The 911-nt window shown below is 66.4% G+C and carries 1 protein-coding gene; it reads left to right on the forward strand.

All coding sequences use genetic code 11. From position 1 onward, the window contains the following. On the forward strand, window positions 1-795 hold a 795-nt coding region (locus EYQ95_RS26225; RefSeq protein WP_132332179.1), incomplete at its 5' end, for an IS5 family transposase. Between the last annotated feature and the right edge of the window lie 116 nt (window positions 796-911).

The following is a 911-nucleotide window of genomic DNA, read 5'->3' on the forward strand; positions in this document are numbered from 1 at the left end:
CATTTCCTGCAGCAGTGGTACGCGCTCAGCGACCCGGCGATGGAAGAGGCCTTGTACGACACGCCGGTGATGCGCCGCTTCGCGCAGTTGGGCGGGCTTGCCGACATCCCGGACGAGACGACGATCCTCAACTTCCGCCGGCTGTTGGAGACGCACGAGCTGGCCGAGAAGCTCTTCGAGCAGGTCAACGCCCATCTTCAGCGCAAGGGCCTGAGCCTGCGCAGTGGCACGATCGTGGATGCCACGATCATCAGTGCGCCGAGCTCGACCAAGAACAAGGCGGGCGAGCGCGATCCGGCGATGCACCAGACCAAGAAGGGCAACCAGTGGTTCTTCGGGATGAAGGCGCACATCGGCGTGGATGACGCGTCCGGTCTGGTGCACCACGTGGAATGCACGGCGGCGAACGTGGCCGACGTGACGCAGGTGCACAAGCTGCTGCACGGCCGGGAAGACACGGTGTGCGGCGACAGCGGCTACACGGGTGCCGAGAAGCGCGAGGAGCTGCAGGACGTGGACGCCGGATTCCTGATCGCGGAGAAGCCGTCGAAGCTGCGTGCGATGAAGAACGAGCGCGAGCGGCGCTACGCCGAGCGGTGGGAGCGCTACAAGGCCAGTCTGCGGGCGAAGGTGGAGCACCCGTTCCGGGTGATCAAGCGGCAGTTCGGCTACACGAAGGTGCGCTACCGCGGCCTGGCGAAGAACGCGGCGCAGGTGCTGACGCTGTTCGCGCTGTCGAACCTGTGGATGGCGCGCCGGCGTTTGTTGCCGACGACGGGAGCAGTGCGTCCGTAAGGCGGGGAAACCCGCCAAAAACCGCCCTGCACGGGCGAAATCCGGCTCGAAAGCGACGCCAGGCCGGCGCCACGATGCCGCAATCCGGGCGGCAGAGCGGGTTGTTCAGACCTTCC

The organism is Lysobacter sp. N42 (assembly GCF_004344885.1).